A 26,597-nucleotide genomic window follows, 5' to 3' on the forward strand; every position below is an offset into this window, starting at 1 on the left:
TTCATGATAGACCGTTTCCCGCCACTTTCACCTGTCGTTCGTGATAGCGAGAGGGTCGCTCATCGGTTTTTGGGACGTGAAGCCGGTCCGGGAAAGCCCGGCGGCCACGCCCGCCCGGACCCGCTCTGCCATGTCGATCGCCTGCGGCTGGCGCCCCAGCCTTGCGTCCGACTGCCTTCATGCGCGGTGGTGGGTGCAGCGCTCCGCGCCCGGGGGAGAATCCACTCTCCAGCCTGACTTCAGCCCCGCGATGAGAAGAGGTCTTCTGAAGAGATGGAATTGTAAATTGCTCGATATGTTTACAAGCCTGTGAAGCGGCGAGGTCAATTACGTAAACCTGAATAGCAAGTCATGTGAAAATACTGTGCTGTTGTGATCACATCGCGTTCTTTTGGGAGTATGCATTCATTATCGCCTTGGCTTTCAAGGAATTGCGAAGCCAATGAGCGGCTTCTCAATTTCAGGGAGGCACTAATGAATACGCTTTTGAGAACGCTGCTCGTGGGCAGCTCTTTGACGGTGATGGCCGGGCTCGCCGCTCCTGCCCTCGCGCAGGAGGTGCCGGACGCAAGCGCATCGCAGGAAGAGGATGCGCAGGAAGACGCGGCGCCGACGAACGAGATCGTCGTCACCGGTTCGCGCGTGCGCCGTGAGACCTACAACACCAACGCGCCGGTCGACGTGGTCACCCGCGAGGAAACGGTCCTTGCGGGCACTGCCTCGGTGGCGGATGCGCTTCAGGACAGCACGCTGGCCTCTGGCAGTGCGCAGCTGAACGAAGCCTATCTTGGCTTCGTGTCGCCGGGCGGTGCCGCTGCCAACAGCATCGGCCTGCGTGGCTTGGGCCCCCAGCGAACCCTCGTCCTGCTGAATGGCCGGCGCCTTTCGCCCGCCGGTGTCGGCCCCGAACTGATCGCCGCCGATCTCAACGTGCTCCCCAATGCCATCCTCCAGCGCATCGAGGTGCTGCGCGAGGGCGCTTCCTCGATCTACGGATCGGACGCCATTGCCGGGGTGGTCAACCTGATTACCGACGAGGTCGATGGCGTGACCGTCGATTTCTACACCAACCAGCCGGTCGAGCATGGGGGCGGCGGGCGAACCTACCGCGCCTCGGTCACCGGGGGGACCGTTTTCGACGGTGGCTACGTCACCGGCTCGTTCGAATATCGTGAACAGACCCCGCTCAAGGTGCGCGACCGCGAGGAATTCCGTTGCCCGACCGATCTTCTGACGGACCCGGATACGGGCGAGCCGGTCGGCCAGCGGGTGCCGGGCAGCGACGAGCTTCGCTGTTTCCCCTTCGATTCCGGCGGTATCGCGCAGAATTACCTGCTGGTGGCCGATACCGGGGTCAATCGGTATTCCTACCGCGATGGCGACATAACCCAGCCCTATCTGGTCAACAATCTCGACATTCGCCCGCTGGCCAGCAGGCGCCAGCTCGATGTCGATGTGACGTCGGCCCTGCGGACATTCACCGGCTTCCTGAGCGCCGGGGTGGATGTGGGCGCGCTGGGCAATGCCGAAATCTATACCGAAGCGCTGATCACCCGGCGGGAATCGCAGCAGAACGACCTCGCGCAGATCAATTACAACGCCGATACCATTGGTTTCGAGGTCGGCCCGCGCGCTGCTCCGGCCGGCTTTACCGGGCTTCCGGTCTTGGCCTATCCCTTCGCGCCGACGGCACTGGATACGGGGGGCGCGCAAATCCTCCGGCCCTTCATCGCCCCGCCGATCGTCGATCGCAGCCAGGAGGTGAACTACTATCGCGGCGTGGCCGGTATCCGGGGCGATCTGGGCTTCGGCAATTTCCGCTATGATGCCTCCGTGGTCTACTCGCTGACCGACAGCACCTCCAGCGTCGAGGGAATCGACGCGCGCAAGTTCCGCAATGCGATAACCGCCGTGATCGCCCCGGACGGCACGCCCGAACAGTTCGTGACGGTCGCCGGCCCGGGTACGGTGGGCGCAGGCAACCGGTACACCTGCGCGGCGAACGTCGCTGGCGGCAACTACCTGCCCGGCGCCAATTGCGTGCTGTTCAACTTTGCCGATCCGGCGGTGCTTGCAGGCGATATTCCGCAGGCCTCGCTCAACTATCTCTACGAGGACGTCGTCGGCGAGACGACCTTCGAGCAGATTACCGGCCAGCTGATCTTCGACGGCACGCTGCTCGATCTGCCGGCAGGCCCGGTCAATATCGCGCTGGGTGCCGAGTTCCGGCGGGATTCGATCGACGACAATCCTTCCGAGATTGCGCAATCGGGCAACTTCTACAACTACACGTCATCCGGTCGCACGAAGGGCAGCGACGAGGTCATCGAAGCCTTCGGCGAAGCCAGCATCCCGATCCTGGCGGACAAGCCCTTCTTCCGTGAGCTGACCCTCGATGTGTCGGCCAGAATCACGGATTACGAATCCTATGGTTCGGACTTCACCTATCGGGTGGGCGGCACCTGGGCTCCGACGGACTTCCTGCGCTTCAGGGGGAGCTACGGCACCGCCTTTCGCGCGCCGAACCTGTACGAGCAGTTCGTTGCCGACCAGACCGGGTTCTATCCCGCCAGCTTCGACCCGTGCGACGAGTTCGCTTCGGTGTTCGATCCGTCCTCCAACCGCTATCAGAACTGCCTTGCGGATCTCGAACCCATTCTCGGCACCGCAGGCGCGCTGAATTTCACCGCGACCGGTGGGCCGCAGGTGATCACGCAGGGCGGGCGCGACGTTCTGGAAGCGGAAACCTCGACCTCGTGGGGGCTGGGCGCGATCCTGACGCTACCCGCGGTCGGGTTCAGCCTGACTGCCGACTATTTCAACATCGAGGTCAATGGTCAGGTCGATCTGCTGAACTCCGGCATTCTCAGCCGGTGCTTCAACTCGGACGACTTCCGGAGCGGCAACGAATTCTGCGAGTTCGTCGAAGCGCGCGATGACGGGCAGGGCAACCTGACCAGCTTCCGCAATCCCTATCTCAACATCGCGTCGCAGAAGGTGGAAGGCATCGACTTCTCCGCCCGGCAGTCGATGGAGCTGCTGGGTGGGCAGTTCACGGCCGACTTGCGGGCGACCCGCATGCTGACCCAGGAACTGCAGTCCTTCGAGGGCGATGAGCCGGTCAACTACAACGGCCGCCTCGCCTTCCAGTCGTCGCTGGGCGGACCGAAGTGGGTCGGCGATGCGGACCTGCGCTTCTCCTTCGGCGACATCACGTTCCGTTACGGGCTGCAGTATGTCGGCCCGATGGACGGCAACGAGTTCGTCGAAGAAGGTCTGCTCGCAGCTCCTGTGGTCAACGGCGATCCTGTCGACTTCGACCTGCTGGCCGAGGAGTATTTCGAACACGATATCTCTGTCCAGTTCCGCATCCAGGATCTGGGTCAGCTGACGCTCGGCGTGAACAACGTGTTCAACAACGAGCCGTCGGTCATCAGTTCGGCCGGTGGTTTCCCGCGGGTCGGAAACTACTTCAACTATAGTGGATACGACCTCATCGGCCGCTCATTCTTCCTGAATATGACCCGGTCGTTCTGAACCCTCTCCCCAAGAGGCGGCGGGGTGCCATCCGGCACCCCGCCGTTTGTCCTGTCCGGAACTCCCTCGCTGCGCGAGCGAGGGTCTCGCGCGCTATTACCGCCGGTAGCGGAAGTGCCCGCCACCCTCAGGCCAGTTCGCGGCGCATGCCGTCGATCTTCCGGGCGACCATTTCGACAAACCCGCGCACCGAGTCGGAATCGAAGCTGGCGGGCGCGCACCCCTCGCGGGCTTCGAGAGCTCGGGCGACCATAGCGTCTCGCGGATGACGCCGCAGCCACCAGCGCCCGCCCTCGGTCTTGGAGAGAATTCGGCCCGTTTCGGCGGCATGGAGCGAGCGTGCGGCATTGAGAATGGCATTCACGGGCGTCTTGCCGTCCGAGCGCTCTTCCACATGGCGCAAATGCCATCCCAGTTCTTCGACCAGTGCGGCAAGCAGCAGAGGTCGGGCAACCGATCCGAACGCCTCGTTGGGGGCCTTGCCGCTGAGCGGGATGCCCGCCTCGCGACACAGCGCAATATCGATCAGCATGTCATTCGCCGTTCCGGGCGGCTCGCAGGCGGATTTCATGCCCGGACCGGTCGAGAGCGCGAATGCGAAGGGCAAGTCCAACCGCGCAGTTTGCGCGGCTTCGGCCGGAAAGAGAACGATCTCCAGACCCTGCGCCGGAACGGCAAGAACAGGATGCGAAAGCCGGGATGAGAGTTCCTTGCGGGTGGCCCTGTCCAGATCGCCATCGACGATCCCGAGCAGATCAATATCGCTGCGGTGCGGCGCGAAGTCGCCCTGCACTGCGGACCCGCACAGATACAAGCCCAGCAGTCTGTCGCCCAGCACGGCCTGGCAGGTGCGCGCTGCTGCATCGAGATATTCTCTAATCCCTGCCGGGATGTCGGAGCCGGATGACGTCATGACCTTTGCGCCGTTCTTGGCTGTGGCGGGCCCTCATCGCCTGCGGAACCGGAAGTACCACACCTCGTGGCCCATCTGTTCGCGCGCCTTCTTCTCGTAGCGGGTCTCGCACCAGCCCGAGGGGCGCTGCTGGAAGCTCTTCGGCCCTTCCACCTGCCATTCGAACGGGCCGCTTGCTGGATCGGTGAAGCGGCGCATCACCATCAGCGCGTGGCGCAGGTAGACCGGGTGATCGGTGCCGAAACGAAATTCGCCGCCAGGCTTCAGCTTGTCCGCGATCATCCGCACCGGCCCGTCGTTCATCATCCGCCGCTTGGCATGGCGCGCCTTGGGCCAGGGGTCGGGGTGCAGCAGGTAGACCATGGTGAGCGCGCCGTCGGGCACGCGCGACAGCACGTTCAGCGCATCGCCCGCGTGCAGCCGGATATTGGCGAGCCGCTGTTCCTCCACGTGGGTAAGCGCCTGCGCCACGCCGTTGAGGAAGGGCTCGGCGCCGATGAAGCCGTGATTGGGCAGCAGGTCCGCCCGGTAGGCCAGATGCTCGCCCCCGCCGAAGCCGATCTCGAAATGCAGCGGGCAATCCTCGCCGAACAGCCGCTCGGCGGTGATCGGGCCGTCTTCGGGCACGGAAATCTTCGGCAGCAGGTCGTCGACCAGCGCCTGCTGGCGCGCGCGCAGCGGCTTGCCGACGCTGCGACCGTACAGTCGGCTGAGAGTTGTGGGATCGCCTTCCTTGTGCGCTGTCATGCGCAGGGCCGCTAGCCGCTCAGCCGAAGTAAATCCAGATGGCGACGGACACCGCCAGCCCGACCACGATATTCATGGGCAGGCCGATCTTCACGAAATCGGAAAAGCGGTAATTGGCCGCGCCATAGACCAGCGTGTTGGTCTGGTAGCCGATGGGCGTTGCGAAGCTGGCGCTGGCGCCGAACATTACCGCCACGATCAGCGGCCGCGCGTCCAGCCCGGCTGCATCGGCGAGGCCGATGGCCAGCGGCGTCATGATCACCGCGATGGCGTTGTTGGTGATCGCCTCTGTCAGCGTGCTGGTGACGGCGTAGACCAGCAGGATCAGCACCAGCAGCGAACCGGCGCCCAGCAGCGGCTGGATAGTGTCGACGATCAGTTCGATGGTCCCCGCATTGTCGAGCCCGGTGCCGAAGGCGAGCATCCCGAAGATCAGCACCAGCGTGCTGCCGTCCAGGCTGGCCCAGGCATCGCTCGGCTCGATGCAGCGGGTCGCCAGCACCAGCGCCACGCCGCCCACCGCCAGCGCCTCTATCGGCAGGCCGAACACCGCGGCGCCCACCACCACCGCAGCCAGCGTTGCAATCGCGATCGGGGCCTTCGTCCGGCGGAAGGACTGCGCCGTGGTGAGGCCGACATTGGTCAGCTGGACATTGCCCTGCAGCGCCTGCGCCGCATCCGGCCCCGCCGCGATCAGCAGCCGGTCGCCCGCGCGCACCCGCGTCTCGCCCAGCGAGGGCCCGGGCAGGTGGTGCGGGCGCGCAAGGCCGAGCACGCGGACCCGCAGGCGCGAGAGCAGCGGAATTTCCTTCAGCCGCTGGCCGACCACCGGATGCGTGGCGGAAACCACCGCCTCGATCACGCGCAGGTCGGTGGGGCGCTTGTCGCGCGCGGTCTCCACCCCGCCGCCCAGCCCGACGAGGCCGGTGCGGAAATCGGGTGCTTCGGCGAGCGAGGTGATTTCTTCGGGACTGGCGCTGACGATCAGCTGGTCGTCCGCTGCCAGTTGGAAATCGTCCAGATCCCTTCGGTATAGGTCGGTTCCGCGCTGGACTGCGACGATCCGGACGCCGGGACGCCGCCCGATATTGCTCTCCGCCAGCGTCTTGCCGACATATCTGCTCGTCTCCATCAGGGTCAGATGCGTGAGATAGATGTCGCTCTCGCGCGTTTCGTCGCCCATGCGCGGGCCGCGATCGGGTAGCAGCAGCGGCCCCAGGATCAGCAGCACGACAAGCCCCGCGATCATGCCGACGAAGCCGACCGCCGTGATCTCGAAGATGCCGAAAGCGTCCTGCCCCGCGTCCTGCGCAACGCCATCGACCAGCAGATTGGTCGAGGTGCCGATCAGCGTCATCGTTCCGCCCAGGATGCACAGGTAGGATAGCGGGATCAGCAGCCGCGTCGCGCCCACCTTCAGGACCTTGGCCAGTTTCTTGACCACCGGGATCATCACGATGACGACCGGCGTGTTGTTCATGAAGGCCGACGCCGCGATCGTGCCCAGCCCGATCTCGGCCGTCGCCAGCCGGGGGCTCTGCGTGGTCCGGCGGATGACCCAGCCGGACACTTCCTCCAGCGCGCCGGTCCGCAGCAATGCGCCCGACAGGATGAACATCGCCGCGATGGTTATCGGCGCCGGGTTGGCGAAGGTGCCCAGCATCTCCTCGGGCGACAGATAGCCCAGAGCGAGCATGACGGCGCCCGAGACGACCGCGATGACCACCGGAGGCCGCCGTTCCAGCAGGAAGGCGAGGAAGGTGAGAGCCAGCAGCGCCAGCCCGATCTGGGCCGAATAGTCGGAAAGGAACGCCATGGGGCCCTGCGCAAGCGTGGGAGATCGCTAGCAAATGCGCAGACGCGAGCCGGGTTTCCAAGTGAAATCGGATGGCGCCGGGAAAAGCAATTCTTCTGCGCGCCCGCTGGGCGGGGGGTGTCGCCGCCGGGCGGTTCGCGTTAGGCGCCATTCGCATGGAAGAACTCTTCGCATATCTCGGCGGGCAGCCGCCGCTGGTTCAGGCGCTGGGCGGCGTGGCGCTGCTGCTGCTGATCGCATTTCTGGTCAACCTCGTGCTCAAGAAGGTGGTGCTGCGCCTCGCCGCCCCGTTCCTCGACCGCAGGACCAAGACGCCCGACAAGGCCGTGGGCTGGCTGGTGACCACGATCCCGCTGCTGATCATCTCGCGCGGGATCGTTTTCGTGCGTTACCTGCCCGAAGAGTTCGAAGCGGTCGTCTCCAACGTCGCCAACGCCACCATCGTGCTGGTGATCGCGCTCTCCATCACCACCGGGCTGACCTACGTCAACGAACTGTACAAGCGGCGGCCCGAGGCCAGGCACCGCCCTATCAAGGGCTTCCTCCAGGTGGTGAAGATCCTCGTCTTCGGCGCGGCCGCGATCCTCGGGGTGGCCGCGCTGATCGAACAGTCGCCGCTGCTGCTGCTGTCAGGCCTGGGTGCAATGGCGGCGGTGCTGCTGCTGGTGTTCAAGGACACGATCCTGAGCCTGGTCGCCTCTGTCCAGCTGTCCGCGCAGGACATGCTGCGCGTGGGCGACTGGATCGAGATGCCGCAGCAGAACGCCGACGGCGATGTGATCGATATCGCGCTGCACACGGTGAAGGTGCAGAACTTCGACAAGACGATCACCACCATCCCGACCTACAAGCTGATCAACGAGAGCTTTCGCAACTGGCGCGGGATGGCCGAGGCGGGCGGGCGCCGGATCAAGCGCGCGATCAACCTCGACCAGAACACGCTGCGCTTCCTGAGCGACGAGGAAGTGTCGGACCTGCGGCGTTTCCGCCTGCTGCGCGATTACCTCGATCGCAAGGAGCAGGAGCTGCGCGAATGGAACGCGCGCGAAATGGCGGGGGAGGACAACCCGGTCAACGCGCGGCGGATCACCAATATCGGCATGTTCCGGGCCTACGTGCTCGCCTATCTGCGCACGCATCCGCGGATCAATCACGACATGCTGACGCTGGTGCGCCAGCTGGAGCCGACGCCCACCGGGCTGCCGCTGCAGATCTACACCTTTGCGGCGACCACCCAGTTCGCGGAGTACGAGTTCATCCAGTCGGAGATTTTCGACCACCTGCTGGCGATCCTGCCCGAGTTCGGGCTGCGTGCCTTCCAGGAGCCGAGCGGAGTGGACTTCGCCCGGCTTTCCAGCCCGCGCACGCTGAAACAGTGGGAGCGCCGCGAGACGGAGACGCCGGGCAACGTCGTCTAGCGGGCACGCCTGCCTGTGCCCGGGCCGTGCACCGCCGCCCCGACATAGCAAAACGCCCCGGAGCCAGGCTCGCGGGGCGTGATGCCGTTCCCGTCCATGGGAAAATCCGTCAGGCCGCCTCGGCCTCTTCGTTCGGGTCGCGCAGCACGTAGCCGCGGCCCCACACGGTTTCGATGTAATTCTCGCCATCGCATGCATGGCTGAGCTTCTTGCGCAGCTTGCAGATGAACACGTCGATGATCTTGAGTTCGGGCTCGTCCATCCCGCCATACAGGTGGTTGAGGAACATTTCCTTGGTCAGCGTGGTGCCCTTGCGGAGCGAAAGCAGCTCCAGCATCGCGTATTCCTTGCCCGTCAGGTGCACGCGCGCCCCGTCGACCTCCACGGTCTTGGCATCGAGGTTCACCGCCAGTTTGCCGGTGCGGATGACCGACTGGCTGTGGCCCTTCGAACGGCGCACCACGGCATGGATGCGGGCGACCAGTTCTTCGCGGTGGAAGGGCTTGGTCACGTAATCGTCGGCACCGAAGCCGAAGCTGCGGATCTTGGAGTCCATCTCCGCAATGCCCGAGAGTATGAGAACCGGCGTCTGCACCTTGGCGACGCGCAGCTTCTTGAGCACATCGTAACCGTGCATGTCCGGCAGGTTCAGATCGAGCAGGATGATATCGTAATCATACAGCTTGCCCAGATCGAGGCCTTCCTCGCCCAGATCGGTCGAATAGACGTTGAAGCCTTCCGTGGTCAGCATCAGCTCGATGGCCTTGGCCGTGGTCGGTTCGTCCTCGATCAGCAATACGCGCATGGGTTGCCCCCTTTGCCCCTGTGGATGTGCTGCGACACTCCGTTGCGGAGCGCTGCATTTCATTAACCACACAAGGTCTGAACGGAAAAGGTTAACATCGTGTAAAGCGCATGTTTGCGGCGAATCGCGCGGTGAGGCGAGCCTCCCGTGAGTCGGGCCGTGCGCCGCATGGCAGAGTCACCCGAAAGCCACAGGTGGCCGTGCTTGCAAAGCAAGGCTTGCGATCTTGCACCGCAGCGGATATTTCCTTTCACCGGAAGCGCAAGAGGCAGTGCTTTCGTTTCAATTTTCGCCTCGGGAGCGTTCAGTGATGACCAGGCTTCGGGATATCGCAATCCCCGCTTTGGCCCCAGCTTCGAATTGCGCGTCGCCGTTCACTTCGGCGTCCTTCGCGCGCGTCTCCTATTATACCTATTATTTCGGTTCGTTTAGCGGCCGGTACGCCTGAGCGGCGTATCGGGATCCGCGCGAGGCCCTGCGCATAAAGCGGCCACCAGCTTCCATCGAAAACGACCTTGTGCCGCGCCGCCCGAAATGCGTGCGCGCCGAACCGAAAGACACGAACATGACGAATACCAATACCAATATGCGCGCCATCGATACGCTGCGAGAAGAGATCGACACGCTGGACGAGGAACTGCTCGCCCTGATCGAGCGCAGGCTCGACCTCGCGGCGGCCATCGCGCAGGCCAAGGGTGAGGACACCGCCGATGCCGATAGCGAAGAACTGCTGCTGCGCCCGGCGCGCGAGGCAAGCGTCATCGCCCGCTTGGGTTCGCTGACCCGCCGCATCCCGAAGGATTCGATCACCGCCATCTGGCGCGAGCTGATGGCGATCAACCTGCAGGCGCAGCGCCCGATCGAGATCGCGCTGCATGCCTCGCGTCACCCAGAACGCATGCACCTGATGGCGCGCGCGCGTTTCGGCACGATCCTGCCCGTGCGGGCAAGCGCCTCTCCGCAGGCCGCGCTCGACAAGGCGCGCGCAGGGCGCGCGATCGCGCTGATCGAGATCGGGGAGGGCGACTGGTGGACCAGGCTGGGCGACGATCCCGACCTCAACATCATCGATGGGCTGCTGGGCGAAGGCGGGCGCGGGTCCGCGCTCGCGGTCGGCCGCCTCTCGCCCGACCGGCTGGGGGAAGACCGCAGCTTCGCGGTGCTCGAACAGGCGGAGCTTGCCAACCGGCTGGGCCGGGGCGAAGCGGTCTTGCCGATTGCCGTGTCGGGCAATCTGAACCTCTGCGTGATCGAACGTGTGACGCCGCTGTCGCGCGCGGCGGCCTGATCGCTCCCGACCGGCACGAGTTCATCTTATGCGAATTGCCTATGGCGGGCACCCCGGTGCCTTCGGAGAGCTTGCCTGTCTCGCGCGGTTTCCCGAGGGCGAGCCCGTCGGCTACGCGGATTTTCCCGCGGCCTGCGCGGCGCTGGTCAGCGGGGATTGCGACCACGCGCTGATCCCGTTCGAAAACTCCATCGCGGGCCCCGTGCCCGGCGTGGCCGATCTGCTCGCCTCGCTGCCGGTGCGACGGATCGGCGAACATGCGCAGCCGGTGGCCTTCCATTGCCTGGGCGTGCGGGGAACGCGGCTCGACGAGGTGCAGGTGATCGCCAGCCACCCCATGGCGCTGGCCGAATGCACCCGCTTTCTGGCGCGGACCGGCGCGCGGGCGGTGGAGGCGGGCGATACCGCAGGGGCCGCCGCCACGGTAGCCGAGGAGGGGGATCGCACGCGCGCCGCGCTCGCCTCGGAGCGGGCGGCGGCGCTCTACGGGCTGGAAGTGATTGCGGCGAACGTGGAGGACAGCCCCGACAACGTTACCCACTTCGCGGTGCTGGAGCGGGCCTGATCGCTACCCGATCGCGGCGAGCTTCTTCGCCCGGCGGCGCTGCACGCTCGACCCGATCCCCATCGCCTCGCGGTACTTGGCGACCGTGCGGCGTGCGATGTCGAAGCCTTCGGCCTTGAGAAGATCGACCAGCTTGTCGTCGGAGAGGATCGCCTTGGCATCTTCGGCATCGGTCAACGCCTTGATCCGCGCCTTGACCGCTTCCGCGCTCGCGCCCTCGCCATCTTCGCCGCCACCAACACCGCTGGTGAAGAAGTACTTGAGATCGAAGGTGCCGCGCGGACAATGCAGGAACTTGTTGCTGGTCACCCGGCTGACCGTGCTTTCGTGCATCTCGATCTTTTCGGCCACCTGCTTCAGCGTCAGCGGACGCAGGTGGCTGACCCCGTGCAGGAAGAAGCCTTCCTGCTGGGTCACGATCTCGCTCGCCACCGCAAGGATGGTCTTCTGCCGCTGGTCGAGCGCGCGGATCAGCCAGCGTGCGTCTTCCAGCTTGTCCTTCAGCCATGACCGGCTGTCGCGGTCGCGGCAGCCATCGCGCAAGGTCACCAGATAGGGGCGGTTGACCACGAGGCGCGGCAGCGTTGCCTCGTTCAGCGCGATGCGCCAGGTGCCATCGGGGCTGCGGTCGATCAGGATGTCGGGCGCGATGGCCCCATCCTCGCGCGTGCCGAAGGCAAGGCCGGGGCGCGGGTCGTAGGCGCGCAGTTCCGCCAGCATCTCCACCAGCTCTTCCTGGTCGACTTCACACAGCTTGCGCAGCCGCGCGACCTCGCCCCGGGCGACCAGATCGAGATGGTCGATCAGCCGCGCCATGCACGGATCGTAACGGTCCGCCTCGCGGGCCTGGATCGCCAGGCATTCGGCCAGGTCGCGTGCGCCCACGCCTGCCGGATCGAGCGTCTGGACCAGCGCCAGCGCGCGCTCGGCCTCCGCCAGGGGAACGCCCAGCGCGGCGGCGATCTCGGTCAGCGGTTCGGCGAGGTAACCGGCCTCGTCCAGCCGGTCGACAATGGCGCGCGCGATGAAGATCTCGCGCTCGTCGCTGGCGGCCGCGCCAACCTGTGCGTGAAGATGTTCGGACAGCGAGATGCCGGCAGCGGTGCTCTGTTCGAGGCCGAAGCCCTCGTCCTCGCCGCCGCCAGAACCATCCGCCGCGCCCCAGCTGCCGTCACCCGTATCGCGGTCTATTTCCAGCGCGGAAGAGGCAAGATCGGTCGGCGCGTCGCTCTGCCCGGCGCCTTCCGCGATCAGCGTGTCGGCCTCACGCTCCTCGCGCGGAGTCTCGGGCACGTCGGAATCGCCACCCTCTCCGCGCTCTGCCTGGGGCGTCTCCCCCAGCTCGAGCAAAGGGTTGGATTCCAGCGCATCGCCGATGAAGGCCTCGATCTCGAGGTTCGACAGCGTCAGCAGCTTGATCGCCTGCTGCAGCTGCGGTGTCATCACCAGCGATTGCGACTGGCGCAGGTCGAGGCGCGGGGCGAGGGACATCAGGCGTTGCGTCCATTCGTCCGTTGGCAAGCCAGCAGACTGCTCCCGGTACCGGCCCCGGCGAACCGGCATTGGCCACCGGGAATCACAGCGACGACCGCCGGAAAATTGAACACACCTGGCCGGGTGGGAGTGCGGGCTGGTGCCGCCACGGCGGACCCAGTTCTCCCCTGAGCGGTCACGTTTCGGACCGCCGGAAAATCACAAGGTAAAATTCTCGCCAAGGTAGAGCCTGCGCACGTTCTCGTCTGCCACCAGGTCCTGCGGGGTGCCCGCGAACAGCACCTGGCCACCATAGATGATACAGGCGCGGTCTACGATATCGAGTGTTTCCCGAACGTTATGATCGGTAATCAGCACGCCGATGCCGCGATCCTTCAGGTCGATCACCAGATCGCGGATGTCGCTGATCGAGAGCGGATCGATCCCCGCGAAGGGTTCGTCCAGCAGCATGATCGAGGGGTTGGCCGCCAGCGCACGCGCGATTTCGCACCGCCGCCGCTCGCCGCCCGAAAGCGCCATGGCGGGCGCGCTGCGCAGCCGGGTGAGGCCGAATTCGTCCAGCAGCCGCTCCAGCCCCTCGCGCCGGCGCGCGCGATCGGGCTCCGCCAGTTCGAGCACGGTGGCGATGTTCTGTTCCACGGTCAGCCCGCGGAAAATGCTGGTTTCCTGCGGCAGGTAGCCCAGGCCGAGGATGGCCCGCCGGTACATCGGCAGGTGCGTCACATCCTCGCCATCCATCAGGATGCGGCCGCTATCGGGCTTCACCAGCCCCATGATCGAATAGAAACAGGTCGTCTTGCCCGCGCCGTTGGGGCCCAGCAGGCCCAGCACCTCGCCCTTGCCGACCGACAGCGAAATATCGGTCAGCACGGCGCGCTTGTCGTAGCTCTTGGCGATGGAGACGACTTCCAGCCCGCCCTGCGGGATGGGCGGGGCGGCGTTGGCTTCCACCTGTGCGGAGCTTTGCGCAATTTCGGCGGGGTCGATCTCTGCCATGGGGCCTGCTTAGCAAATGGTGCGCGTGGCGAAAGCTGCAAACGGCGAGGGATCGCGCGCTGGTGCGTGCCAACAGGCTTGAGAGTGGGGCGATGCCGGCCTAACATCAACCTCTTGCGCACGCAGGCGAGAGGACAAGCGGATGGACACGAGCAGCAATTTTCCCACTGGCGATGCCGAACAGGTCGATTGGGCCGCCCGGATCAGCGACAACATTGCGTGGAGCCTGCTCGTCACGACCGCGCTCATCATCTTCATCACCATGCCCAAGATGAAATACGCCTTCGACGGCATCACCGTTTACTTCCTGCTGGTGGTGATGGTGGGCGCGTTCATTCCGGTGCTGCGCTTCTTCGAACATCGCTGGGATAGCCGATCGGGCCACGATCCCCACGATCCTTCGCTGCGTGGCGCGTTTCGCCGCGATCAGGTGGGGCTGTGGCTGATGACCATCGGCGTCCCGCTTCTGCTGGCCGCAGGCTTCGGAATCGCATTTCCGCACTGACGGCGGCGTCATGCCGCGCGAATCGCGGCTGATCACGGGGGGGCTGAGACCATGCTGCGGATACTGGCCGCCTTCTGCCTTGCGCTCATCGCGCTGCCTGCATCGGCGGCGCTGCCCTCGCTATCGCAGGATGAACCGGCGGAGGCTCAGCCCGCGCCTGCGCCCACTGCGGGTAACACGCTGTCGGACCAGCGCGATCCGCAGGCCGATACGCGCATCGCCAACCGCCTGCGCGACATCTACGCGCAGGTTTCCGGCTTTTCCGCCATCGAGGTCGAGGTCAACGAAGGGGTCGTGCGGCTGACCGGGTCCGCGCCCAGCCAGCAGGCGATCGAGGAGGCGGGCGCCATCGCCGCGCGCTTCGATGTCGCCACGGTCGAGAACGAGATCGCGCGCGACACCTCGCTCAGCGGGACGGCGGACATCGTGACCGCCCTGGTGGACCGGATGCGCGAGGCGGTGAACATGCTGCCGCTGATCGGGGTGGCGCTGCTGATCGGCCTTGCGATCGTGGTCGTGGGCTACCTGCTCGCCTCGCTCAAGTTCGTCTGGCGGCTGTTCACTCCGAACGATTTTCTCGCCGATCTGGTGGCGAGCGCGATCCGCTTCATCGCGGTGATCTTCGCCGCGGTCATCGCGCTCGACATTATCGGGGCGACCGCGCTGCTGGGCGCGGTGCTGGGCGGCGCGGGCGTCATCGGCATCGCGCTGGGCTTTGCCATGCGGGACACGGTGGAGAACTACGTCGCATCGCTGATGCTGAGCCTGCGCCAGCCGTTCCGCGCCAACGATCTGGTGAACATCGACGAGTTCGAGGGGCGCGTGATTCGCCTCACCAGCCGGGCCACCGTGCTGATGACGCTGGAGGGCAACCAGCTGCGCATCCCGAACTCGACGGTGTTCAAGGCCAACATCCTCAATTTCACGCGCAACCCGCAGCGCCGCTTCGATTTCACCCTGGGCGTCGACCCGGACGACGATGCCACCGCCGCGGCCGAACTGGGGCGCGAGACGCTGGCGGGGCTGCCCTTCGTCCTGACGGATCCGCCGCCCGAGGCGCGGATTGTCGAGGTCGGCGATTCGAACGTGCTGATCCGCTTCCTCGGCTGGATCGACCAGCGCGAGACCGACTGGTTCAAGGCGCAGAGCGCAGCGATCCCGGCGGTCAAGAATGCGCTGGAGGGCGCAGGCTTCGGCCTGCCCGAGCCGATCTATCGCCTGCGCTTCGACCCGCGTTCGGCCAGCCTCCCGTTCGAGAACATCGCCGAGCGCGATGGCGCACCCACGCGCCCGCGCAAACCGAAGCCCGATGCCGAGGCTGTGCTTGCCGATGTCGCGCCCAGCGACGAGATCGACCAGATGGTGGAAGAAGAGCGCGAAAGCCCCGAGGCCAAGCGCGACCTGCTCGACCACCGGCGGCCGGTGGAGTGAGACGCTTCATCGAGATCGTCTTCGGGCTTGTTGCTGCGACCTTCGTGGCGACGGGCCTGACGTCGGTGCTCGCCCTGTTCGCAGCATCGGTTCAAGACCTGGTCTGGACGGTCGAGAACTCCCGAAGCGTCGCCGGGTGGCTGGTGTCGGCGCTGGCTGGCACGATCGGCACGCTACCCTTCGCGTGGATTTTCGGATTTCCGGGCGCCTTTGTCGTCCTGGCAGCGGTTCTGCTGCCGCTCGGAAGCAACCCATCCCGACGATCTCTGGTCGTTGCGGGAGGGTCTGCAGGACTGTTCCACACGGGAATCGGCTGGGCACTGCGCCTGGCGGATGCGGCGCTAGGCCCGACCGATCCGAGGGAGGACCTCCTCCACGCGATCGTTGGATGGGGCGGTTTCCACCTGACGAACCTGCGGCTCGCGGTGGCTATCGGAGCGATCCCTGCGTCGATAATCGCGGGATGTGCGGCAGGGCTGGTCTTCTACCGCATGAACCGGGGCACTTCACAAGAGCTCCGGGAATCTCGCTCCGCGTAAGGGCCTAGCCCTTCGCCCGTTCGATCGCTTCGACCACGATCTTCTTCGCTTCGGCTGCATCGCCCCAGGCGCCCACGCGCACCCACTTTTCGGCTTCCAGATCCTTGTAGTGGGTGAAGAAGTGCTCGATCTGCTGGAAGATGATGCTCGGCAGGTCCTTCGTCTCGCCCACGTCCGAATAGTACGGGAAGGTCGTGTCCACCGGCACGCAGATCAGCTTTTCGTCGCCGCCATGCTCGTCTTCGAGGTTGAGCACGCCGATCGGGCGGGCGCGCACCACGCAGCCTGCGATGAACGGGCTGCGCGCGATCACCAGCGCATCCAGCGGGTCGCCATCGGGCGACAGCGTGTGCGGCACGAAGCCGTAATTCGCCGGATAGCGCATCGGCGTGTGCAGAATCCGGTCGACGAACAGCGCGCCCGAATCCTTGTCGAACTCGTACTTCACCGGCTCGCCGCCGGTGGGCACTTCGATGATCACGTTGAGGCTTTCGGGCGGATTGTCGCCCGTGGGCACTTTGTCGATACGCATAATTGTGGAGGCTCTCTTGTTGTGACTCGCGCCGTGAGGCGGATGATTACGGCCCCCCTCCCAAACTGCGGCGCGGCTTAACGAAGGCGAGGCGATTGCGGAAGGGGCAATGCCAGCCTAACTGCACCGCCCATGGGCAAGAACAATTCCAAGACGCCGCAGGCGATCCGGGGCACGCAGGATATTTTCGGGGCGGAGGCGGAAAGCTTCGCCTTCGTGGTCGAGACGTTCGAGCGGGTGCGCAAGCTCTACCGCTTCCGCCGCGCCGAGTTTCCGGTGTTCGAAAAGACTGAAGTTTTCGCCCGCTCGATCGGCGAGACGACCGATATCGTCTCCAAGGAAATGTACAGCTTCGAGGATCGTGGCGGAGAATCGCTCACCCTGCGGCCCGAATTCACCGCCGGGATCGCGCGCGCCTACCTGACCAATGGCTGGCAGCAGCACGCGCCGGTCAAACTGGCGACGCATGGCCCGCTGTTCCGGTACGAGCGCCCGCAGAAGGGCCGCTACCGCCAGTTCCACCAGATCGACGCGGAGATCATCGGTGCGGCAGAACCGCAGGCCGATGTCGAGCTGCTGGCGATGGCCGACCAGGTGATCCGCGAGCTGGGGATCGAGGGCGTGACGCTGCACCTCAACACCTTGGGCGATGGCGATTCGCGTGAGGCATGGCGCGCCGCGCTGGTCGAGCACTTCCGTAGCGTGAAGGACGAGTTGAGCGAGGAATCGCAGGAGCGGTTGGAGAAAAACCCGCTGCGGATTCTCGACAGCAAGGACCGCCGCGACCAGCGCTTCGTTGCCGATGCGCCGAAGATCGACGCGTACCTGTCGGATGAGGCGCGCGCGTTCTTCGATGCGGTGACCGGCGGGCTGGATGCGGCGGGCGTGAAATGGGTGCGCGCCGAGAGCCTGGTGCGCGGGCTCGACTACTACCGCCACACCGCCTTCGAGTTCATTCCCGACGAGGGCTCTGCCGCAGCCGACGCGCTGGGGTCGCAGAGCACGATCCTCGGCGGTGGCCGCTACGACGGGCTGATCGAAAGCCTTGGTGGGCCGCCGACGCCTGCGGTCGGCTGGGCTGCGGGGATCGAGCGGCTGGCTATGCTGGTGGGGGAGAAGGGCGAGGGCAGGTTGAACGTAGCGGTGGTCTCCGAGGCTGAGTCGACTGATTTGCTAGCTGCTTGGCTCGCCCCTCAACTTCGGTGGAAACAGTTGTCGGTTGAGTTATTCAACGTTGGCGGTCTGAGAAAACGTTACGACAAAGCGGTAAAAGCCAATCCTCAAGTTCTTCTCGTTCTCGACGATAAAACTAGTGTGCCTCACCAAATTGGAGTGATGCGAGTTCGGTCGCTCACGCATAACAAATCGATTGATCCTGATACTGCGGATCTTATCCGTGATGCGTTGGAAGGAAAGCTCTGGCTTGGAGGTAACCGCATTATCCAACATGGCCATGAGATAGAGCTAGAGCACGACCCACTAGCGGAATAACGACGATCGGGCCGCTTAGAACTGATCGCCAAATCAAGTGCTTCGTCATCCCGGCCCCGGGCCGGGATCCCGCTTTCTTCAGCGCCAAGCCAAAAGAAGCTGGACCCCGGATCAAGTCCGGGGTGACGGTGGAGCGTGAGGCGAGGGAGACCTTTCCTACTCCACCCCCTTCACGCTAATGCGCCTTGCATGACCGCCGACGCACCCGACATTCCCCTCCCGAAATAGCCAACCCACAAAGGCCCGCCTTTTTCACCCCTGAACACTGTGTCAGGTGTGTCAGGCCCGCCACCGGAACGACCATTGACCATCCCCCCCGAACGCCTCGACCAGATCGCCAACCGCTTCGCCGAGATCGAGGCGCGGATGGCCTCGGGCCAGCTCGAGGGCGAGGAATTCGTCCAGGCAAGCCGCGACTATGCCGAGCTGGAGCCGGTGGCGAAGCTCGCGCTGGAGCTGAAGGCCGCGCGCGAGGAAGTTGCGGGGCTGGAAGACATGCTCTCCGACCCCGAGATGCGCGCCATGGCAGAGGAGGAGCTGGAGGCGCTCAACCAGCGCATTCCCGAGCTTGAGCAGCAGCTCGCTGTCGCGATGCTCCCGCGCGACAGCGCCGATGCCAAGCCCGCGATGCTCGAAATCCGTGCGGGCACGGGCGGCGATGAGGCCGCGCTGTTCGCGGGCGACCTGTATCGTATGTACGAACGCTTCGCGGGCGAGCAGGGCTGGAAGGTCGAGCCGGTCAGCATGAGCGCGTCCGAAGTCGGCGGCTTCAAGGAAATCGTCGCGAACGTCACCGGCACCGGCGTGTTCGCGAAGCTCAAGTTCGAAAGCGGCGTGCACCGCGTGCAGCGCGTGCCCGAGACCGAGAGTGGCGGGCGCATCCACACCTCGGCGGCGACCGTGGCGGTGCTGCCCGAGCCCGACGAGGTCGATGTGCAGATCGATGCGGGCGACCTCAAGATCGACACCTATCGCGCGTCCGGTGCAGGCGGCCAGCACGTCAACACGACCGATTCGGCGATCCGCATTACGCACCTGCCGACCGGGCTGGTGGTCACCTGTCAGGACGGGCGCAGCCAGCACAAGAACCGCGAGAAGGCGATGCAGGTGCTGCGCGCGCGCCTCTACGAACAGCAGCGCGAGGCGACCGAGGGCGCAGAAGCCGAGGCGCGCAAGGCGATGGTCGGCTCCGGCGACCGTTCCGAACGCATCCGCACCTACAACTTCCCGCAGGGCCGCGTGACCGATCACCGCATCGGCCTGACGTTGCACAAGCTGCCCGAGATCATCGCGGGCCCGGGGCTGGGCGAACTGGTCGATGCTCTTATCGCCGAGGACGAAGCCAAGCGGCTGGCGGCGATGAATGAGTGAGGGTGGCGTGCCGAGCGTGGCGGACGCCATACGCGAAGCCGCCACTCGCCTCTCGGCCACCAGCGATACCGCGCGGCTCGATGCCGAACTGCTGATGGCGCATGCGCTGGGCATTTCGCGCTCGGACATGCTGCTGCGCGGCATGCGCGATCCCGCGCCCCAGGGGTTCGAGGCGCTGGTCGCCCGCCGCATTGCGCACGAGCCGGTCGCCTACATCACCGGCAGCGCCGAATTCTACGGGCTGGACCTGCAGGTTTCGCCCGCCGTGCTGATCCCGCGGGGGGACAGCGAAACGCTGATAGATGCTGGGAGGGAGCACTTTGCGGATCGCGCATCTCCGCAGCGCATCCTCGACCTCGGCACAGGATCGGGCGCGCTGCTGCTGGCGGCGCTGTCGCTGTGGCCCGAGGCGCAGGGGCTGGGGCTCGACGCCTCGATGCCAGCGCTGCGTGTGGCGCGATGCAATGCGACGAAACTCGATATGGCGGAACGCGCGCGGTTCCTGCGCCGCAGCTGGCGCAAGGGCGACTGGCGGCGCGATCTCGGCACGTTCGACCTGATTCTGTGCAACCCGCCCTATGTCGAGGACGCCGCCGCGCTCGACCCGCAGGTGCGCGATCATGAGCCCGCATCTGCGCTGTTTGCAGGGGCCGAAGGTCTCGACGACTACCGGATTCTGCTTCCGCAAATTCGTCCCTTGTTAACAAATACCGGGATCGCCATCTTCGAAATTGGCGCAGCGCAGCAAAGTGCCGTGGGCGAGATCGCACGAAATCAGGGATTTAGCCCGCGCTTCTGCAAGGATCTTGCAAAAAGGCCACGCGCCATGATTGTTTCGCAAAGCTTTTGACAAGGGGTTGGCAAAGCGACGGGCAGCCGGTAAGCCTCGTCAAGACCCGGCAAGAATTGGACATTCTCGCAAGGGTCGCGATCCGACATCTGCGAGAAGACCGGGCCTTTGAAGGGCCTGCGATCGGCAAGAGTTCGAAGATCATGCTTAGGGACAGGTGGGCCGCGCGGAACACACGGCATTGCTGCAGCGCCGCGATTTGTGAGCCCGACCTAGAGGGAAGATTATTCCTTGAACAACAACAACAACCGTAACAACAACCGCCGGCGCGGCCGCGGCAATCGCAACCAGGGCGGGGGCGGCAACAGCTCCAACCGGATCGACAGCCGCGCGCGGGGCAATGCGCCCCAGCTGCTCGACAAGTACAAGAAGCTGGCGCAGGACGCGCAGCACAATGGCGACCGCGTGCAGGCGGAATACTACCTGCAGTTCGCGGACCACTATTTCCGCGTCATCGCCGACAACAAGGCCCGGCAGGACGAACAGCGCGGCAAGCGCGACAACAACGAACGCAGCCAGGCGAACGACGATTCCTCCGACGACGACGAGGACCGCGGCAATGACGGGCGCAACGACGGCCGTAACGATGATCGCCGCAAGCCGAAGAAGTCCAACCGCAACGAAAAGCAGCGCGGCAAGGCCCGCGGCAATTCGGACAGCGAGGATTCCTCGGACGACAGCGACGAAGAAGAGGTCTTCGAAAGCGAAGAGAACCCCTTCGTGCGCAAGCGCAAGGCACCGGCCAAGCGGGCCAGCGCGCGCAAGCGCGACGATGGCAACCGCGACGACGATGATGGCGACGGCGACGAAATCGACGCCGCCGTCCTGCCGCCGGCCATTGCCGCGGCCACCGCGTCCGACGAGGACAGCAAGCCGGCCAAGCCGCGTCGCCGGACGCGCAAGGCGGTCGAAGAGAACTCGGACGACGGCGACGATACAGGCGACGGGGCACTGAGCGCGGTCGGCTGATCGCGCTGCTGGTACCGGGATGACCGGCATTCGGCCCAAACGCTGCCTGACGACCGGCGGGAGCGCCCGGTGCTAGGCCGCGCGCTCCAGCATCCGCGCATCGTCCTGTTGCTGCTGGGCGCGCTCGCCGCGCTCGGCTTTCCTCCTGTACACCTGTGGCCGATCGCACTGATCGCACTGGGCGCAGGCGCTGTGCTGATCCGTTTCAGCGGATCGGTGCGCAGCGCCTTCTTTCGCGGCTGGCTGTTCGGCCTCGCGCATTTTACCGTCACCAATCTCTGGATAGCGACCGCCTTCACCCATCAGGACCGCATGCCGGCCGTGCTCGGATGGTTCTCGGTCCCGCTGCTTTCGACCTATCTCGCGCTTTACCCGGCGCTGGCCTTCGCCGCCGCCTATCGGCTTGCACGAGGAAAGAGCACGCTGGTCTATGCGCTGGCGCTGGGCGGGGCGTGGATCATCGCCGAGTGGCTGCGCGCAACTTTGTTCACCGGCTATGCCTGGGGGCCGTTCAGTCTTGCCTTGCTGGGGCCGTTCGATCGCCCCGGGCTCGCCGGGCTGCTTCCGCTGACGGGCACCTACGCACTTTCCGGCATCGCCGTGGTGCTGGCCCTCGGCCTGACCGATCAGCTGCTCCGGAGGCAATGGCTGCGCATGGGGCTCGCCTCGCTGCTGCTGCTTGCGGCGATGTACTGGCCCGCTGGCCAGGGCGAGGAAGGCACGCTCCCCTACACGCTGGTCCAGCCCGATCTGGACCAGGATGCGCTCAACGATCCGCGCCAGTACGAGCCCGGGTTCCTGACCCTGGCCGCGCTTACCGTGCGGCCCGAGGAGCAGGAAGGCTCAAGGCTGGTGCTTTGGCCCGAAGGCGTGCTGCCCGACTATCTGCGCGAGGGCTATCCCGAGCGGTACTATGCGGCGACCACCGCCGGGCGCGATCCGCAATTCGCCAGGCAGCGGATCGCGCGCGTCATCGGCGAGGGCAGCCTGCTGCTGACCGGGACGATGGACCTGGAGATCGAGGGCGACAGCGCCGTCGCCGCCTATAATGTCGTCACCGTGGTCGACGACGAGGGCGAGATCGTGGGGGGGTACCGCAAGGCGCATCTGGTGCCCTATGGCGAATACCTGCCGTTCCGCGATCTTCTGGAGCCGATCGGGCTCTCGCGGCTGGTCGCGGGTTCGATCGATTTCGTGCCCGGCCCCGGGCCGCAGACGCTCGATCTGGGTGACTACGGCCGCGCGGGAATCCAGATCTGTTACGAGATCATATTCTCGGGCCAGGTTGCCGACGGCGCGAATCGCCCGGATTACATCGTGAACCCCTCGATCGACGGCTGGTTCGGGCCGACCGGCCCGCCGCAGCACATGGCGCATGCGCGGATGCGCGCGATAGAGGAAGGCCTGCCGATCCTGCGTTCCACCACCACCGGAATCAGCGGCGTGATCGACGCGCGCGGTGTCGTGCGCGAGCATATCGGCATGGGCAACCGCGCGCGGATCGAAGGCAGCGTGCCGCCAGCCGCTGCGCCCACGCTGTTCTCCCTCATGGGCAACTGGCTGGCACTCGTCTGGGCCCTGGCGCTGCTCGGCGGCTCTCTGGTTGTAAAGCGGCGGAGGGCGGTTTAGGGCACGCATGCAGACATAAAGAACTCTTTATATCGAGGTAACAGCCCCATGCGCAGCAGCTATATCTTCACGTCCGAGAGCGTTTCCGAAGGCCATCCCGACAAGGTTTCCGACCAGATTTCGGATGCCATCGTCGATCTGATGCTCAGCAAGGATCCCGAGGCGCGGATCGCCTGCGAAACGATGACGACGACCCAGCGCGTGGTCCTCGCGGGCGAAATCCGCTGCGCGCCGATGTACGACAATGGCGAATGGAAGCCGGGCGCGGCCGAAGAGATCGAAAAGGCCGTGCGCGATACGGTGAAGGAAATCGGGTACGAGCAGGACGGCTTCCACTGGGAAACCCTGACCTTCGAGAACCACCTGCATGGCCAGTCCAGCGAAATCGCGCAGGGCGTCGACGCCGGGAGCGATGGCTCCAACAAGGATGAAGGCGCGGGCGACCAGGGCATCATGTTCGGCTATGCCTGCAACGAGACGCCCGACCTGATGCCGGCGACGCTCGATTACAGCCACAAGATTCTCCAGAAGCTGGCGGACGACCGCAAGTCCGGCGTCGCGCCGTTCCTCGAACCCGACGCCAAGAGCCAGGTCACGCTGCGCTACGAAAACGGCAAGCCGACCAAGGCTGTCGCCATCGTCGTCTCCACCCAGCACGCGCCCGGCTACCATGAAGGCGAAAAGGAAGCCGAGCTGAAGGCCTATGTGAAGAAGGCCGTTGGCGAGGTGATGCCTGCCGGGCTGATCGACGACGACACCGTGTGGCACATCAACCCGACCGGCGCGTTCGAGATCGGTGGGCCCGATGGCGATGCGGGCCTCACGGGCCGCAAGATCATCGTCGATACCTATGGCGGCGCGGCGCCCCATGGCGGCGGTGCCTTCAGCGGCAAGGACCCGACCAAGGTCGACCGTTCGGCTGCCTACATCACCCGCTATCTGGCGAAGAACGTGGTCGCGGCGGGGCTTGCCACGCATTGCACCATCCAGCTTTCCTACGCGATCGGGGTCAGCGAGCCCCTATCGGTCTATGTCGATCTGCACGGCACCGGCACCGTCTCCGAAGAGGCGCTGGAAGACGCGATCCGCGGCATGAGCAAGCTGGGCGGCCTGACGCCGCGCGGCATCCGCACGCATCTTGGCCTCAACAAGCCGATCTACCGCCGGTCCGCCGCATACGGCCACTTCGGGCGCAATGCCGAAGGCGACGCGTTCCCCTGGGAGCGGACCGATCTGGTCGAGGACCTGAAGGCTGCCGTCGGCAAGTAAGCCGTCAGGCCGCAGGACATGAACGGGCCCGGCACTCCGCTGACAGCCCCCGCACGAGCGGGGGGAGCGGGGGCGCCGGGCCCTTCTGCGTCCGGCGATCGCGTGGTCGCCCTCGATGCGCTGCGGGGCATTGCCGTGGCGGGCATCGCGCTGATGAACGTCTACATCTTCGCGTTGCCGCCAGCCGCCTACTTCAACCCGGCAGTGGCGGGGAGCGACGGGCCGCTCGACTGGATGGTCTGGGCGGTCAGCTTCGTGTTCGTGGAGGACAAGTTCCGCAGCCTGTTCGCCATGCTGTTCGGCGCGGGGGTTGCGATCCTGATGGAGCGCGCGCGGGCGCGCGGGGCGGCCCATCCCGTGCGCGAGCACGTTGCGCGCATGGTCGTGCTGTTCGCCATCGGCGCAGCTCACGCTATCCTGCTGGCCAATAACGACGTCTTGCGCCTCTACGCGATGGCGGGCCTGGTCCTGCCTGTGTTCCTGGCGCTCAACGGCCGCTGGCTATTCATCGCCGGGGCCATGTTGATGGCGATGCACGTGGTAGGCGGATCGCTGCTCGCCTTTCTGTGGCTGACCGCCGAGCCGGGCAGCACGCTGGCGCTCCTGCCCGCACAGACCTTCGGCGCGGACCCGCTGGCGCTCGATTATGCGCGCGTGATCGGGACGGAAGACTTCGGCGCGCGCGTGGCCAGGCGCACTATGGGCTTCTTCGCCGCGTTGCAGACACAGGTGCCGGGCATCCCGTCCACGCTGGCGATGATGCTGGTCGGCGCGGGACTGTGGCGTGCCGGCCTGCTGCGCGGCGTCTGGGAGCGGTCGCGGTGCTTCGCGCTCGCGGGGCGCATGGCGCTGGTCGCGCTGCCGCCGCTGGCCGCAATGATGGTGCTGGACGTGCAGGCCGGTTTCGCGGGCGCGATGGTCGGCCCGGTCGCGCTGTTCTGGTCGCTGCCTTTCGATCTGCTGCTGGCGGTCGGCTACGCCGCGCTCGTCATGGGGCTGTTTGCGGCCCGCGACGGCGCCCTGCGCCGCCGCCTTGCTGCGGCGGGGCGCCTTTCGCTGACCAATTATCTGCTCTCCAGTCTGACCTTCGCGCTGATCTTCTATGGCTGGGGCCTCGGGTGGTTCGGCATGCTGACACGCTGGCAAGCCTTTGCAGTGGCCTTGGTGCCCATCACGCTCATGCTGATCTGGTCGCCCTTGTGGCTCGCCCGATTGCGGCAGGGGCCGTTCGAATGGTTGTGGCGCAGCGTGGCGCGCGGGCGGTTGGGGCCGATCCTGCGCTAGTCATCCTGCCCGAGCCTGGGCGAAGGCTCACCCAGCGCAAGTTCGGCGTCGGAGAAACTGAACGGACTGCGCAGCCCGGTGAGGCCCTCGGCCATGGGGAAGGTCATGCCGCGCGCCTGCACCTGCGGGTCTTCGAAAACCTCGGACACCTCGTAGATCGGCCCCGCAGGCACGCCGGCCTTGCGACACGCCGCAAGCAGCGCCTCGCGATCCCACTGCGCGGTCTCGGCGGCGATGATCCCGTCGATCTGTGCCCGGTTGGCGATCCGCGCCTCGTTGGTGGCGAAGCGTTCGTCACCCAGCAGGTCGTGTCGTTCGAACACTTCGAGCAGCTTGCGAAACAGCCGGTCGTTCGCGGGCGCGAGCACCACGGGGCCGTCCTTCGTCGGGAACACGCCATAGGCACTCACCTGCGCGTGCATGTTCCCCATGCGCGGCGGATTTTCGCCTGTGGTGAAGAAACTCTGCGCCTGATGCGCCAGCAGAGCGACCGAGCAATCGTAGAGCGCCATGTCGATATGCTGGCCCTTGCCCGTCCGCTGCCGCATCGCGAGCGCGGCCTGGATGGCGATGGTCGAATAGAGGCCGCAGAACAGGTCCGACACGGACATGCCGTGCTTCATCGGCTCGCCCTCGGGCTCCCCGGTCAGAGCCATGAACCCGCTCATCGCCTGGATGACGAAGTCGTAACCCGGTTCGTTGCGGCGCGGCCCGCCCTGCCCGAAGCCGGTGATCGAGCAGTAGACGAGACCGGGGTTGGCCTGTGACAAGCTGGCATAGTCGAGCCCGAACTTGGCCAGCTTGCCGGGCAGGAAGTTTTCGATCACGACATCGGCCTGGCCAGCCAGACCGGCCACCACGGCCAGATCATCGACGTTCCGGAAATCCGCCGTGATCCCCCGCTTCCCGCGGTTGCAACCATGGTAATAGGCCGCTTCCTTCGCGCCGTTCGAACGCTCTACGAAAGGCGGCCCCCATAGCCGGGTGCCGTCCCCCTCGGGTGCCTCTACCTTGATGACATCCGCGCCGAGGTCGGCCAGCGTCTGCCCGGCGGAGGGCCCGGCGAGGATGCGCGCGAGTTCGAGAACCTTCAGCCCCGCGAGCGGGGCGTCAGGGTTGCGGGGTTTGTCGAGCCACATTGCGAGCGC

The 26,597-nt window shown here is 65.7% G+C and carries 22 protein-coding genes; 14 read left to right on the top strand and 8 right to left on the bottom strand.

Annotated elements, in window-relative coordinates; translation table 11 throughout:
- The first annotated feature begins 474 nt into the window (after positions 1 to 474).
- Positions 475 to 3,537, top strand: a complete 3,063-nt coding sequence (locus ADAD_RS0103580; RefSeq protein ID WP_010409807.1) for a TonB-dependent receptor domain-containing protein — start codon at positions 475 to 477, stop codon at positions 3,535 to 3,537.
- A gap of 127 nt (positions 3,538 to 3,664) precedes the next feature.
- On the opposite strand, the gene ADAD_RS16285 is transcribed toward ADAD_RS0103580, so the two are convergent.
- From ADAD_RS16285 to ADAD_RS0103595, 3 genes are read right to left on the bottom strand one after another with little or no spacing between them, the layout of a single operon-like run.
- Positions 3,665 to 4,450: an aminoglycoside adenylyltransferase domain-containing protein gene (locus tag ADAD_RS16285; RefSeq protein WP_010409809.1), complete on the bottom strand. Its 786-nt coding sequence runs from the start codon at positions 4,448 to 4,450 to the stop codon at positions 3,665 to 3,667.
- 33 nt (positions 4,451 to 4,483) lie between these two features.
- On the bottom strand, positions 4,484 to 5,197 hold the full coding sequence (gene trmB / locus ADAD_RS0103590; protein WP_010409811.1) for a tRNA (guanine(46)-N(7))-methyltransferase TrmB: 714 nt from the start codon (positions 5,195 to 5,197) through the stop codon (positions 4,484 to 4,486).
- Between the two features lie 19 nt (positions 5,198 to 5,216).
- Positions 5,217 to 7,013, bottom strand: a complete 1,797-nt coding sequence (locus ADAD_RS0103595) for an SLC13 family permease (RefSeq protein ID WP_010409813.1) — start codon at positions 7,011 to 7,013, stop codon at positions 5,217 to 5,219.
- A gap of 155 nt (positions 7,014 to 7,168) precedes the next feature.
- On the opposite strand from ADAD_RS0103595, the gene ADAD_RS15455 reads away from it, so the two are divergent.
- Positions 7,169 to 8,431 (top strand): mechanosensitive ion channel family protein, encoded by a 1,263-nt coding sequence (locus ADAD_RS15455; protein WP_010409815.1) that lies wholly within the window; start codon positions 7,169 to 7,171, stop codon positions 8,429 to 8,431.
- A gap of 109 nt (positions 8,432 to 8,540) precedes the next feature.
- Here the strand turns inward: ADAD_RS15455 and ctrA are convergent, their stop codons facing one another.
- The gene (gene ctrA, locus ADAD_RS0103605) at positions 8,541 to 9,236 is read right to left on the bottom strand and encodes a response regulator transcription factor CtrA (protein ID WP_010409817.1); all 696 of its coding nucleotides are present in this window, start codon (positions 9,234 to 9,236) and stop codon (positions 8,541 to 8,543) included.
- 565 nt (positions 9,237 to 9,801) lie between these two features.
- Here ctrA and ADAD_RS0103610 point away from each other — a divergent pair.
- Positions 9,802 to 10,524: a chorismate mutase gene (locus tag ADAD_RS0103610; protein WP_033193174.1), complete on the top strand. Its 723-nt coding sequence runs from the start codon at positions 9,802 to 9,804 to the stop codon at positions 10,522 to 10,524.
- Positions 10,525 to 10,552: 28 nt separating this feature from the next.
- On the top strand, positions 10,553 to 11,089 hold the full coding sequence (locus tag ADAD_RS0103615) for a prephenate dehydratase (protein ID WP_010409820.1): 537 nt from the start codon (positions 10,553 to 10,555) through the stop codon (positions 11,087 to 11,089).
- Between the two features lie 3 nt (positions 11,090 to 11,092).
- Here the strand turns inward: ADAD_RS0103615 and rpoN are convergent, their stop codons facing one another.
- Together rpoN and lptB are read right to left on the bottom strand one after the other, a co-directional pair.
- The gene (gene rpoN, locus ADAD_RS0103620) at positions 11,093 to 12,580 is read right to left on the bottom strand and encodes an RNA polymerase factor sigma-54 (protein ID WP_010409822.1); all 1,488 of its coding nucleotides are present in this window, start codon (positions 12,578 to 12,580) and stop codon (positions 11,093 to 11,095) included.
- Between the two features lie 201 nt (positions 12,581 to 12,781).
- Complete coding sequence (gene lptB / locus ADAD_RS0103625) at positions 12,782 to 13,579, bottom strand: LPS export ABC transporter ATP-binding protein (protein WP_010409824.1); 798 nt, start codon at positions 13,577 to 13,579, stop codon at positions 12,782 to 12,784.
- 142 nt (positions 13,580 to 13,721) lie between these two features.
- On the opposite strand from lptB, the gene ADAD_RS0103630 reads away from it, so the two are divergent.
- The 3 genes from ADAD_RS0103630 to ADAD_RS0103640 are packed head-to-tail and all read left to right on the top strand — an operon-like array spanning position 13,722 to position 16,054.
- Positions 13,722 to 14,084, top strand: a complete 363-nt coding sequence (locus ADAD_RS0103630) for a hypothetical protein (RefSeq protein WP_010409825.1) — start codon at positions 13,722 to 13,724, stop codon at positions 14,082 to 14,084.
- 51 nt (positions 14,085 to 14,135) lie between these two features.
- A complete protein-coding gene (locus ADAD_RS0103635) occupies positions 14,136 to 15,515 on the top strand; it encodes a mechanosensitive ion channel family protein (RefSeq protein ID WP_010409827.1) in 1,380 nt (459 codons plus the stop codon).
- A complete protein-coding gene (locus ADAD_RS0103640) occupies positions 15,512 to 16,054 on the top strand; it encodes a hypothetical protein (protein WP_010409830.1) in 543 nt (180 codons plus the stop codon). Before ADAD_RS0103635 ends, ADAD_RS0103640 begins: the two co-directional genes overlap by 4 nt.
- Before the next feature lie 4 nt (positions 16,055 to 16,058).
- Here ADAD_RS0103640 and ppa read toward each other — a convergent pair whose 3' ends face one another.
- A complete protein-coding gene (ppa, locus tag ADAD_RS0103645) occupies positions 16,059 to 16,586 on the bottom strand; it encodes an inorganic diphosphatase (RefSeq protein WP_010409833.1) in 528 nt (175 codons plus the stop codon).
- Positions 16,587 to 16,718: 132 nt separating this feature from the next.
- On the opposite strand from ppa, the gene hisS reads away from it, so the two are divergent.
- The 7 genes from hisS to ADAD_RS0103680 all read left to right on the top strand — a co-directional run bounded on the left by hisS (position 16,719) and on the right by ADAD_RS0103680 (position 25,449).
- Positions 16,719 to 18,077 (top strand): histidine--tRNA ligase, encoded by a 1,359-nt coding sequence (gene hisS / locus ADAD_RS0103650; RefSeq protein ID WP_010409835.1) that lies wholly within the window; start codon positions 16,719 to 16,721, stop codon positions 18,075 to 18,077.
- A gap of 303 nt (positions 18,078 to 18,380) precedes the next feature.
- The gene (gene prfA, locus ADAD_RS0103655; RefSeq protein ID WP_010409838.1) at positions 18,381 to 19,448 is read left to right on the top strand and encodes a peptide chain release factor 1; all 1,068 of its coding nucleotides are present in this window, start codon (positions 18,381 to 18,383) and stop codon (positions 19,446 to 19,448) included.
- Positions 19,441 to 20,298 (top strand): peptide chain release factor N(5)-glutamine methyltransferase, encoded by an 858-nt coding sequence (gene prmC, locus ADAD_RS0103660; RefSeq protein ID WP_010409840.1) that lies wholly within the window; start codon positions 19,441 to 19,443, stop codon positions 20,296 to 20,298. The genes prfA and prmC overlap by 8 nt, the downstream gene beginning before the upstream one ends.
- Positions 20,299 to 20,529: 231 nt before the next feature.
- Positions 20,530 to 21,267 (top strand): DUF4167 domain-containing protein, encoded by a 738-nt coding sequence (locus ADAD_RS0103665; protein WP_010409841.1) that lies wholly within the window; start codon positions 20,530 to 20,532, stop codon positions 21,265 to 21,267.
- A gap of 69 nt (positions 21,268 to 21,336) precedes the next feature.
- A complete protein-coding gene (gene lnt, locus ADAD_RS0103670) occupies positions 21,337 to 22,896 on the top strand; it encodes an apolipoprotein N-acyltransferase (RefSeq protein ID WP_010409843.1) in 1,560 nt (519 codons plus the stop codon).
- A gap of 48 nt (positions 22,897 to 22,944) precedes the next feature.
- Positions 22,945 to 24,165, top strand: a complete 1,221-nt coding sequence (metK, locus tag ADAD_RS0103675; protein ID WP_010409846.1) for a methionine adenosyltransferase — start codon at positions 22,945 to 22,947, stop codon at positions 24,163 to 24,165.
- 102 nt (positions 24,166 to 24,267) lie between these two features.
- Positions 24,268 to 25,449, top strand: coding sequence for a DUF418 domain-containing protein (locus ADAD_RS0103680; protein ID WP_010409849.1), 1,182 nt, complete (start codon positions 24,268 to 24,270; stop codon positions 25,447 to 25,449).
- On the opposite strand, the gene ADAD_RS0103685 is transcribed toward ADAD_RS0103680, so the two are convergent.
- Entirely contained in the window at positions 25,446 to 26,588 is a 1,143-nt protein-coding gene (locus tag ADAD_RS0103685) for a CaiB/BaiF CoA transferase family protein (protein WP_010409851.1), read from the bottom strand. The two genes, ADAD_RS0103680 and ADAD_RS0103685, sit on opposite strands and share 4 nt — an antisense overlap.
- Positions 26,589 to 26,597 lie beyond the last annotated feature (9 nt).

It is taken from the genome of Citromicrobium sp. JLT1363 (genome assembly GCF_000186705.1).
Classification (GTDB): Bacteria; Pseudomonadota; Alphaproteobacteria; order Sphingomonadales; family Sphingomonadaceae; genus Alteriqipengyuania.

Coding starts and splice junctions, on each gene's coding strand:
- ADAD_RS0103580 (WP_010409807.1), top strand. CDS start 475: ATGAATACGCTTTTGAGAACGCTGCTCGTGGGCAGCTCTTTGACGGTG.
- ADAD_RS16285 (WP_010409809.1), bottom strand. CDS start 4,450: ATGACGTCATCCGGCTCCGACATCCCGGCAGGGATTAGAGAATATCTC.
- trmB (WP_010409811.1), bottom strand. CDS start 5,197: ATGACAGCGCACAAGGAAGGCGATCCCACAACTCTCAGCCGACTGTAC.
- ADAD_RS0103595 (WP_010409813.1), bottom strand. CDS start 7,013: ATGGCGTTCCTTTCCGACTATTCGGCCCAGATCGGGCTGGCGCTGCTG.
- ADAD_RS15455 (WP_010409815.1), top strand. CDS start 7,169: ATGGAAGAACTCTTCGCATATCTCGGCGGGCAGCCGCCGCTGGTTCAG.
- ctrA (WP_010409817.1), bottom strand. CDS start 9,236: ATGCGCGTATTGCTGATCGAGGACGAACCGACCACGGCCAAGGCCATC.
- ADAD_RS0103610 (WP_033193174.1), top strand. CDS start 9,802: ATGACGAATACCAATACCAATATGCGCGCCATCGATACGCTGCGAGAA.
- ADAD_RS0103615 (WP_010409820.1), top strand. CDS start 10,553: ATGCGAATTGCCTATGGCGGGCACCCCGGTGCCTTCGGAGAGCTTGCC.
- rpoN (WP_010409822.1), bottom strand. CDS start 12,580: ATGTCCCTCGCCCCGCGCCTCGACCTGCGCCAGTCGCAATCGCTGGTG.
- lptB (WP_010409824.1), bottom strand. CDS start 13,579: ATGGCAGAGATCGACCCCGCCGAAATTGCGCAAAGCTCCGCACAGGTG.
- ADAD_RS0103630 (WP_010409825.1), top strand. CDS start 13,722: ATGGACACGAGCAGCAATTTTCCCACTGGCGATGCCGAACAGGTCGAT.
- ADAD_RS0103635 (WP_010409827.1), top strand. CDS start 14,136: ATGCTGCGGATACTGGCCGCCTTCTGCCTTGCGCTCATCGCGCTGCCT.
- ppa (WP_010409833.1), bottom strand. CDS start 16,586: ATGCGTATCGACAAAGTGCCCACGGGCGACAATCCGCCCGAAAGCCTC.
- hisS (WP_010409835.1), top strand. CDS start 16,719: ATGGGCAAGAACAATTCCAAGACGCCGCAGGCGATCCGGGGCACGCAG.
- prmC (WP_010409840.1), top strand. CDS start 19,441: ATGAGTGAGGGTGGCGTGCCGAGCGTGGCGGACGCCATACGCGAAGCC.
- metK (WP_010409846.1), top strand. CDS start 22,945: ATGCGCAGCAGCTATATCTTCACGTCCGAGAGCGTTTCCGAAGGCCAT.
- ADAD_RS0103685 (WP_010409851.1), bottom strand. CDS start 26,588: ATGTGGCTCGACAAACCCCGCAACCCTGACGCCCCGCTCGCGGGGCTG.